A 7,222-nucleotide genomic window follows, 5' to 3' on the forward strand; every position below is an offset into this window, starting at 1 on the left:
ACGATACTCGATGCGTTGGCCAGCCACATGCCAGGGTCGGCAAAGACAAGTTTCGCAATTGGGGACATGGAACCAATCGGTGTAAATTATGTTTGTCTCGCAAGAGGTTAACATGAACAAAACCGAAAAATTGCGCCGCGAGAGCGCCTTACTATTTACCGCCTATAGCAGCGGCAAAATTACGAGGCACGTGCTCGCGGCGTGGGCTTTTGCGCTTGACGGATACTCGCCCGCAGCAATGGATCTGGTTACCGAGGCGCAGCAATGGTTTTCGCGCGGTTCTTTCAGGAAGCCTGAGCAAGTTATCTTGCAAGACCTCGAACTGCTCCTGCGCCTCTCAGAGGTTGACCGCTGAAGCATATAGCGGTTGCGGGTGCAACATCCCCTTGTTCAAAACGGCCTCAACGACGAGACAGGGGAAAGTCGCAAGAATCGTAAAGCATCCGGATCTGTTTATCATCGAACCGCGCCTCATCGACCTCCATCACAGAGCCTCGCAGCTGCGAGTTGGGCATTTCCTCTATCGCAAAGCGCACGGCTTCTGCAGCAGTCTTGAACCTCTTGTAGCGAACACCTTGGCTTCGCAATGATTTCTTGCCTGGGAAAAGCCCCGCTTCGATAGTGTAGTCGAACTTGATCATATCCTGGTCTCCCTGTGAGGCCCGGGGATGGCTGGCGAATCTATGCTGCGAAATTCGTCAACGGAGGGTGAGGCTTTGCGTTCGATTGTTTTCTCGGGCCTGCCGTTCCGTCAGCCGGAGTTCACGCTGGCGCGATTTCATATGCCGGCGAAGGGTTTCCAGCTTCTCTGCATTAGAGCCTTTGTCGGTTTCCGGCGCGAGAAATAGTTTTTCTATTGCATCACGCGTGGTCTTTTGTGTCATATTGGAATTCCTTTATTGATGGCATGCAGGGTCATTCTCGTCGGCTTGACGACACGGAACGAAGGGGCTGGAAGTCACTTCCTCTTGTCGAACCCTGTCGTGTTGCCGCTCGCGAGTTTCACCTGTTTGCCAGGCGCCGGCGCGGCGACTGCGGCGGCCTTGTCTTTCTTCGGCTTGCGGACTTCACGATTGCTGCGTGCTTGACCCTTGGCCATGAATGTCTCCCCGTTTGTGTAATTGTCGGATGTACGGAGACGTTGCGCTCCGTTTCGGTATGCGCCAGTTACGCCGTAAGTAGATCAAGCACCAGGCGCCCGGCAAGCGGGCGGTTTTCGAGTGATGCGACCATAAGACGAATATGAGATGGGTCGGACGGGACCTTTTGTACCGCCGTTCCCGCATCAAGACTGAAATTGGGAAAAACAAGGAAATTCACAATTCGCCTGGGCGCGCGCTTTTTCTCTCGCGTTGCGTCTTCGGTGAGCACTATCGAAAGGCAACGCGCTACATTCTCTCGATAACCGAAAGCGCCGGTGGAGACGAGATTGCGCGAAAGGTTTGGCGGATAGAAGTCGGAAGACATGACGCCCTCCTTCGTTGGGGCCAGGGCGTTCGCCCTGATTCAGCGATGCCCTTTAAACGGTCGCTGATTTGGGGAGAGTGCGCCTATTCGTTCGCTGGGGCAAATCATTTCGTAATTTCAGCAGGCAGAACATTCGGTACGGTCAAATTGAAAACACAACGAGGGAGGGACGGCCACTCAAATGCCCTCGTCGTGTCGGTCTGCAATCGGTAACCTTTGCCTGTCCCCGCCGATATGGCTGGTCACCGAGGGCGAACGACCTTTTTAGGAGCGGGAAGCAGACCCTCGCGCTGCAGCTTTTTTCTAGCCAGCTTGCGATGACGACGTATCGCCTCCGCCTCTTCGCGGATGCGCTTTTCGGATGGCTTTTCATACGAAGTACGCGCACGCATTTCACGAAAAATACCTTCGCGCTGCATTCGCTTTTTCAAAACGCGAAGGGCTTGCTCGACATTGTTGTCTCTGACGAGAACCTGCAAAATATCTCCTGACGCAGCATCGGCTGCTATTTCCTGATCCTGATTGCGTTTGGATTAATCCAGTTCGACGTGGCTCCGAGAGACGCCGCGTTTTCCGCATCCTGGGGGCGTGCAGTTGACGCTTCGGCGTCGATGTCATCGTGCGCTATGTTTCGCTCGAAATTCTCGTTCTGAAACCGCACTCTGTATTGCGGCGACAAACCCTGAGTCTCTGGCAGGACCGACGTGATCCGGCCGGCACCATCAGGATGAACGCTGCCGAGCACACCGGCCTTCAGGACGATTGTGTCGCCCGATCTGTATCGGATCTTGCGCATCGGGGGCTCCCATTGCCGTAAAAAACAAAAGGCCGGGCTTTACCCCGACCTCTCACCATCACTCAGCTTTGCTGCCAGTACATCCGTGGTCAGCGTCAGCGAATGACAAATTAAGCCGCCTGCAGATTATCGGCGGAATTCTTGCCCGACTTGCGGTCCTGCACGATGTCGTAGCGGATCTTCTGACCATCGTTAAGCGAACGCATGCCAGCGCGCTCCACGGCCGAGATGTGAACAAACACATCCGTGCTACCATTGTCAGGTTGAATAAAGCCGAAGCCCTTGGTGGTATTGAACCACTTTACAGTACCAGTGTTCATAACGATTTCCTTTCAAAGCAATCGTTGAGGTTCCCGCGATTTCTTGCAGGATTAAGATCGATAATTTGAGAGGGAAATCCAACAGGAGCTCTGGCTCCAGAAACGACGTCACAAGCAATGGTCGATGAAGCATATATATACACAACATCTGATTTTGCAATGAGCAACGGGGTTTTTATTAATTTTTTGGTCGCATCTGCCCTAACGCGCTGGTTTCGCAGCAATGTATTTTAGCACAGCGCTCGTTACTCAGCGTCGGGTGCTTTTTTTGAAATGCCATGTCCAATTTGAGCGGCGGTCATCTGATAATACAGATGATTTACAGTTCAATCGACAGCCGGCAACCCCGCCAACATCTGGACCTCCGGCCTACGCTTCTGGAGCGGGACAAGAGGGGTATCAGTTCAATTGAGACCCTTGGCGGCGAACAGGAGTTGGCGGCCTTTCCGGGCCTAGTCCCTATCGCGCAGATAACCGCTCCCGCCCGGTTTCTGAATTGCTGTAACAGCAACGCGGCGAAGTCTAGGCCGGAGAGGGCATCGTTAGAAACGAGACCCTCCCCCCCTTGAGGTAGGGGCAGATCGGCGCCGGTAATGGACGGGAGGCGAGCGCGTACAGAACCGAAGGAGCCAAATCCGAAACGGTTTCGGATTTGTCCCAAGCCGCTTGTACTCCCTCGGGTCCCCTAAAATAACGCGCGCCACCGTGGCGCAAACCTCAATCCCACGATCTGCGTGCCATACGGCGAATAACTGGACGAATTTGTCCAGTTCGAACCGGCGCAAATGGAAAAGGCCAGCCACATGGGCCGGCCTTCATTACGTGGGCGCCAGTACATCCGTGGTCGCCGACGTGGGGGTAGGCGCAACATAGTGCTTTATAAGCAATCGATCAACCTTTTGTGTCTGCGACAAAATTCGCCACATCTGATGAATGTGAAGCGGAAAAGCACAACTGCATAAAATGCAATTTAATCAGTATAGGCGATCAAAATACTTGGTGTGCTTTATGGGCGTTGCGATACGCAGCGCGCAAATGACAGGGCGCGGTTTTCGGCATGACGCCGCTCTTCATTCAAGATGTTGTTCAAATCGAGAGAAAACATGCCGCTTAATATCAATACGAACATTCCCACTTTAATCGCCCAACGCAATCTGTCGAAAACGAGCAATCTTCTCGCTAACGCCGCGAGCAGATTGTCGTCTGGACTGCAGATCAGAAACGACGCGGCATCTGTTGCGATGCCGTCTCAGCAACAGTCGTCCATGCAATCGGTATCAGCTGCGTATGGCGCGGTCTTAAGCAAAACAAACATGGCAACCCTCATGGAGGGCGCGCTGTCTTCGACTGCAGACATGTTGCAGCTACTGGTAGGACTGGCTCAGCAGGTATCCTACGAAACCCTGAGTGCTGACCATAAACAGAGCATCGGCCAAGAGTTTTCGAAGGTAAAGGCATCTATCGGGTCTATTTCAACGAACGCCTCGTTTAATGGCATCAAGCTGCTAGACTCTTCGGGAACGACGCCAGGGATCGAGACTTACAGTGACCCCTCCCTCGCCGCGGCCCAGGGCGGGACCGCGGAGATCGACTTGAGCAAGACTACCCTCCACAGCAGCACCAAAGCTGAGGACGGCATCCTGACTCGTTCCTATGGCGATTACCACTTGCTGTCGTCGGGCGATACACCGGCATCGTCCAAGGAGATGGAAATTACCGCGGAGACGACCACCGATGAAGCTGTTGCCATGCTAAGCGCCCTGAAAAGCATGATCGGCGGCGTCAGCTCAGCGCGAGCAGAAGTTGGCACATTTCAATCCGAACTAAATTACGACATACAAAGCCTGGGTCTCAAAGTTGAAGCGCTTTCTCAGTCACGAAACAGCATCATGGACATCGATGTAGCGACGGAAACGGCCAATCTTTCAATAGCCCAAATTCGCCAGCAGGCGAGCGTGTCGATCCTGAGCCGGACCAACGAAAACGCTGTCTTCTTGCGCGGTCTGCTGCGCTGAACATATTGACGAGTGCGTGCACATATCGCGCACTCGTCACGCTCCTGAAAATGCCTGTTACCCGATCTTTGGGATCGGTCTGGAGATGGAGACACCGCCAGAGCAGCGAAAGATAGACTAACGGAGCGACCGCCTGCTTCAGTTGCACATCACAGATCTAGTTCTTCGGCAATGGCAATGATGGCTTCTGCCGCTTGCATTTCGCGCCAGCCGGCCTCCGTCGCCATATCGACAAGGCGGTGAATGTGTTCTTCAATCCATTCCTGGCAGTTCAAGGCAGCATCGTTATTGGGTGCTGGCAATGGCGATTTACTCCTGAATTCAGGTCAGATCCCTACGCCGACTTCCGGCCAAGTCGCTGCTGTTAAGGGAAGTGTCTGCCCGCTTCCTCAAGCTTGGCTTTGTCATGCACGCCTTGCGAATGCATCTGGAGCAACAAAACATGAAGCGCCTTAGCGGCCTCTGAATTCAAACTTAGGCCTTTTCCCGCGCAGATCTCTTCGTGAAGCTTATCTAAATCAGCAATATGAATGATGCTGGAGGTCGTTTCATCTGCCATTCAAATTTCCTTATCGGTTGAAGGTCACGCGGCCAAAAGTTCATTCACCGACTTTACGAGCTGTTCCAATCTGTAGGGCTTGGGAAAGAACTTTGCTTTCTCTGGAAGCTCGAAAGCGGATGGGCTTACAAACCCTGACGTGACTACGATCCGAACGTTCGGCCAACGCTCAGTCACAATCCTCGCTAAGCCAAGGCCGTCCATTGAGCCTGGCATTCTCACATCAGTCACAATTAAGTCGACATCGCATTGATGGTGCAGAATTTCCAGAGCTGCATCTGCGCTTTCCGCTTCGAGCACCGTGTGCCCTTCGGCTTCTAAAACGTACACGGCGTCCATACGGATCAGCGCCTCATCTTCAACGACCATAACGACCGCCGGTCGCTCATCTAAACTCATATGCGCTTCCTGCCCAAAACGATAAGCTGTTAGATTTCAGCATGTAGTGCGGGAAAAGCTGTTAGCCAGTGAGGTCTTTGACGCGAAACGGCCCTTTGCCAATTCAAAGCCAACATTTCGGCAGCAATCGTAACGGCCCATTAAGCATATGCTGATGCCATCTACGCATGGAATACGGAGCGGCAGTCTTTGAGTAACGTGACTTCATTCGTGAACGAGCTTGTTCGCGCCGCCAATGAGGTTGGCACTCTAACGGATAGCGAAGCAGAAAGGCTTTTGGATCGAGCCGTGCGGTCCATTCTGGAAATGCGTGAAGAGGTTGGCATCCCGCCAAGCAATTCGAGTGCCGATGCCGTTCTCATTGTTCAAGCTGTCGCCAGGTCGGTTAACGGAGGTAATCGGTCAAACGAAAAAGTTCGCGCCGCTCTTCTCGACGCGGCCGGCATGATCCGTGACCTTCGTATTGTCATCGCTGAGAGCGTTCAATTGGTTCTCCGCGCTCCCCGAAGCGCTGACAATGACCAACAACGCTAAAGCCCATATTGACCCGCGCCAAATCTCACGGGCTGTTAAGGTTTTGCTGATGCAATGCCATCATGGCAAAGCCTCCGAAGACACCCCGCTCTAAACCTCTCCTGCGAGAAACAGACGCGCCGCTCCGGGGGCGTGCCCGACGCCCACGCGACCCGCGGCAGCCTCAGCTTCCCCTAGACCCTATGCCGGAACGGATTGAGCCAGCCCTTGCCCTGCTTGTCGATCGGCCGCCGGTCGGTCCAGATTGGGCATTCGAAATCAAATGGGACGGCTACCGTCTGGCCGTTCATGTTGAGCTCGACGGTGTGCGGATAATCACCCGCGGCGGCCATGACTGGACGCATCGCTTTCCTGCAATTGCTGAGGCGGCCAAAGCTTTCGGCACTACCATCATTCTGGATGGGGAAGCCGTCGTTCTCGATGAGCAAGGCCGGTCAGATTTCGGCGCCCTGCAAAAAGCCTTGGGTGGCCCGGGCGGCAAGCGCAGCGCAAGCGAAGCAATCTTCTATGCCTTCGATATCCTGTATTTCGATGGGCACGACCTGACACGCATGGACCTCGAAGAACGCCGGCAGATCCTTGAGGGGCTGATCGATGCCGATGGCACGATCCGGCTTTCGGAGGAGATTGACGGCGATGGCGAAGACCTGCTGGCCGGCGCCTGTGAGCTTGGCCTTGAAGGCATCATCGCCAAGCATCGGGGGAAGCCGTATACGCCTGGCCGCAACGGCGACTGGCGCAAGATCAAATGCGTCCAGAGTGAAAGCTTCATGGTCGTGGGGTACGAGCCTTCGAAGATCGCCCGCGGCGGTATCGGCAGCCTCCTGCTGGCTGCGCGCCGTGGCCACGACTGGGTTTATGTCGGCAACGTCGGGACCGGCTTCAAAGAGCAGGACGGGCTCTATCTCCGCAAGACCCTCGACAAGCTGAAAACCAAACGCCCACCCGTCGCGGCAGAAAGCAAAGGCGCCGTCTTCGCCCAGCCGACGCTTATAGCGGAGATAGAGTTTCGAGGCTGGACGAGTGACCAGAAGCTACGGCATGCTTCCTACAAGGGCTTGCTGGAGGTGCAGGACAATGCGGCGGTGTTCGAATTGGAATAGCGCGCCTTATGTACGGGAGGCCGGCGGAA

Annotated in this window: 14 protein-coding genes; 4 read left to right on the forward strand and 10 right to left on the reverse strand. The window is 54.6% G+C overall.

Annotation, left to right across the window (positions count from 1 at the left end; translation table 11 throughout):
* Positions 1 to 112 precede the first annotated feature (112 nt).
* The gene (locus ACSQ3I_RS27305; RefSeq protein WP_436004203.1) at positions 113 to 355 is read left to right on the forward strand and encodes a hypothetical protein; all 243 of its coding nucleotides are present in this window, start codon (positions 113 to 115) and stop codon (positions 353 to 355) included.
* Between the two features lie 46 nt (positions 356 to 401).
* On the opposite strand, the gene ACSQ3I_RS27310 is transcribed toward ACSQ3I_RS27305, so the two are convergent.
* The 7 genes from ACSQ3I_RS27310 to ACSQ3I_RS27340 all read right to left on the reverse strand — a co-directional run bounded on the left by ACSQ3I_RS27310 (position 402) and on the right by ACSQ3I_RS27340 (position 2,583).
* Complete coding sequence (locus ACSQ3I_RS27310; protein WP_436004205.1) at positions 402 to 641, reverse strand: hypothetical protein; 240 nt, start codon at positions 639 to 641, stop codon at positions 402 to 404.
* Positions 642 to 698: 57 nt separating this feature from the next.
* Entirely contained in the window at positions 699 to 884 is a 186-nt protein-coding gene (locus tag ACSQ3I_RS27315; RefSeq protein WP_436004207.1) for a hypothetical protein, read from the reverse strand.
* A 74-nt stretch (positions 885 to 958) separates the two neighbouring features.
* On the reverse strand, positions 959 to 1,099 hold the full coding sequence (locus ACSQ3I_RS27320) for a hypothetical protein (protein WP_436004209.1): 141 nt from the start codon (positions 1,097 to 1,099) through the stop codon (positions 959 to 961).
* A gap of 68 nt (positions 1,100 to 1,167) precedes the next feature.
* Positions 1,168 to 1,467 (reverse strand): hypothetical protein, encoded by a 300-nt coding sequence (locus tag ACSQ3I_RS27325; protein ID WP_436004211.1) that lies wholly within the window; start codon positions 1,465 to 1,467, stop codon positions 1,168 to 1,170.
* Positions 1,468 to 1,709: 242 nt separating this feature from the next.
* Positions 1,710 to 1,946, reverse strand: coding sequence for a 30S ribosomal protein S21 (gene rpsU / locus ACSQ3I_RS27330; protein WP_436004213.1), 237 nt, complete (start codon positions 1,944 to 1,946; stop codon positions 1,710 to 1,712).
* Positions 1,947 to 1,972: 26 nt separating this feature from the next.
* Entirely contained in the window at positions 1,973 to 2,263 is a 291-nt protein-coding gene (locus tag ACSQ3I_RS27335; RefSeq protein WP_436004215.1) for a cold-shock protein, read from the reverse strand.
* Positions 2,264 to 2,373: 110 nt separating this feature from the next.
* Positions 2,374 to 2,583, reverse strand: coding sequence for a cold-shock protein (locus tag ACSQ3I_RS27340; protein ID WP_436004217.1), 210 nt, complete (start codon positions 2,581 to 2,583; stop codon positions 2,374 to 2,376).
* A gap of 1,103 nt (positions 2,584 to 3,686) precedes the next feature.
* Between ACSQ3I_RS27340 and ACSQ3I_RS27345 the strand changes: the two genes are divergently transcribed.
* Complete coding sequence (locus ACSQ3I_RS27345) at positions 3,687 to 4,598, forward strand: flagellin (RefSeq protein ID WP_436004219.1); 912 nt, start codon at positions 3,687 to 3,689, stop codon at positions 4,596 to 4,598.
* A 149-nt stretch (positions 4,599 to 4,747) separates the two neighbouring features.
* Here the strand turns inward: ACSQ3I_RS27345 and ACSQ3I_RS27350 are convergent, their stop codons facing one another.
* The 3 genes from ACSQ3I_RS27350 to ACSQ3I_RS27360 form a co-directional block, all read right to left on the reverse strand.
* Entirely contained in the window at positions 4,748 to 4,900 is a 153-nt protein-coding gene (locus ACSQ3I_RS27350) for a hypothetical protein (RefSeq protein ID WP_436004221.1), read from the reverse strand.
* A gap of 62 nt (positions 4,901 to 4,962) precedes the next feature.
* A complete protein-coding gene (locus ACSQ3I_RS27355; RefSeq protein ID WP_436004223.1) occupies positions 4,963 to 5,157 on the reverse strand; it encodes a hypothetical protein in 195 nt (64 codons plus the stop codon).
* A gap of 24 nt (positions 5,158 to 5,181) precedes the next feature.
* Positions 5,182 to 5,556, reverse strand: coding sequence for a response regulator (locus ACSQ3I_RS27360; protein WP_436004225.1), 375 nt, complete (start codon positions 5,554 to 5,556; stop codon positions 5,182 to 5,184).
* A gap of 189 nt (positions 5,557 to 5,745) precedes the next feature.
* Here ACSQ3I_RS27360 and ACSQ3I_RS27365 point away from each other — a divergent pair, with 189 nt between their 5' ends.
* Positions 5,746 to 6,090 carry a hypothetical protein gene (locus tag ACSQ3I_RS27365; protein WP_205908943.1) on the forward strand — a complete coding sequence of 115 codons (345 nt, stop codon included), beginning with the start codon at positions 5,746 to 5,748 and terminating at the stop codon, positions 6,088 to 6,090.
* 62 nt (positions 6,091 to 6,152) lie between these two features.
* Positions 6,153 to 7,193 carry a non-homologous end-joining DNA ligase gene (ligD, locus tag ACSQ3I_RS27370; protein WP_436004227.1) on the forward strand — a complete coding sequence of 347 codons (1,041 nt, stop codon included), beginning with the start codon at positions 6,153 to 6,155 and terminating at the stop codon, positions 7,191 to 7,193.
* The last annotated feature ends 29 nt before the right edge of the window (positions 7,194 to 7,222 follow it).

Origin of the sequence: Rhizobium sp. LjRoot30, from assembly GCF_964253915.1 — a bacterium.
Classification (GTDB): Bacteria; Pseudomonadota; Alphaproteobacteria; order Rhizobiales; family Rhizobiaceae; genus Metarhizobium.

Coding starts and splice junctions, on each gene's coding strand:
- ACSQ3I_RS27305 (WP_436004203.1), top strand. CDS start 113: ATGAACAAAACCGAAAAATTGCGCCGCGAGAGCGCCTTACTATTTACC.
- ACSQ3I_RS27310 (WP_436004205.1), bottom strand. CDS start 641: ATGATCAAGTTCGACTACACTATCGAAGCGGGGCTTTTCCCAGGCAAG.
- ACSQ3I_RS27315 (WP_436004207.1), bottom strand. CDS start 884: ATGACACAAAAGACCACGCGTGATGCAATAGAAAAACTATTTCTCGCG.
- ACSQ3I_RS27320 (WP_436004209.1), bottom strand. CDS start 1,099: ATGGCCAAGGGTCAAGCACGCAGCAATCGTGAAGTCCGCAAGCCGAAG.
- ACSQ3I_RS27325 (WP_436004211.1), bottom strand. CDS start 1,467: ATGTCTTCCGACTTCTATCCGCCAAACCTTTCGCGCAATCTCGTCTCC.
- ACSQ3I_RS27335 (WP_436004215.1), bottom strand. CDS start 2,263: ATGCGCAAGATCCGATACAGATCGGGCGACACAATCGTCCTGAAGGCC.
- ACSQ3I_RS27340 (WP_436004217.1), bottom strand. CDS start 2,583: ATGAACACTGGTACTGTAAAGTGGTTCAATACCACCAAGGGCTTCGGC.
- ACSQ3I_RS27345 (WP_436004219.1), top strand. CDS start 3,687: ATGCCGCTTAATATCAATACGAACATTCCCACTTTAATCGCCCAACGC.
- ACSQ3I_RS27355 (WP_436004223.1), bottom strand. CDS start 5,157: ATGGCAGATGAAACGACCTCCAGCATCATTCATATTGCTGATTTAGAT.
- ACSQ3I_RS27360 (WP_436004225.1), bottom strand. CDS start 5,556: ATGAGTTTAGATGAGCGACCGGCGGTCGTTATGGTCGTTGAAGATGAG.
- ligD (WP_436004227.1), top strand. CDS start 6,153: ATGGCAAAGCCTCCGAAGACACCCCGCTCTAAACCTCTCCTGCGAGAA.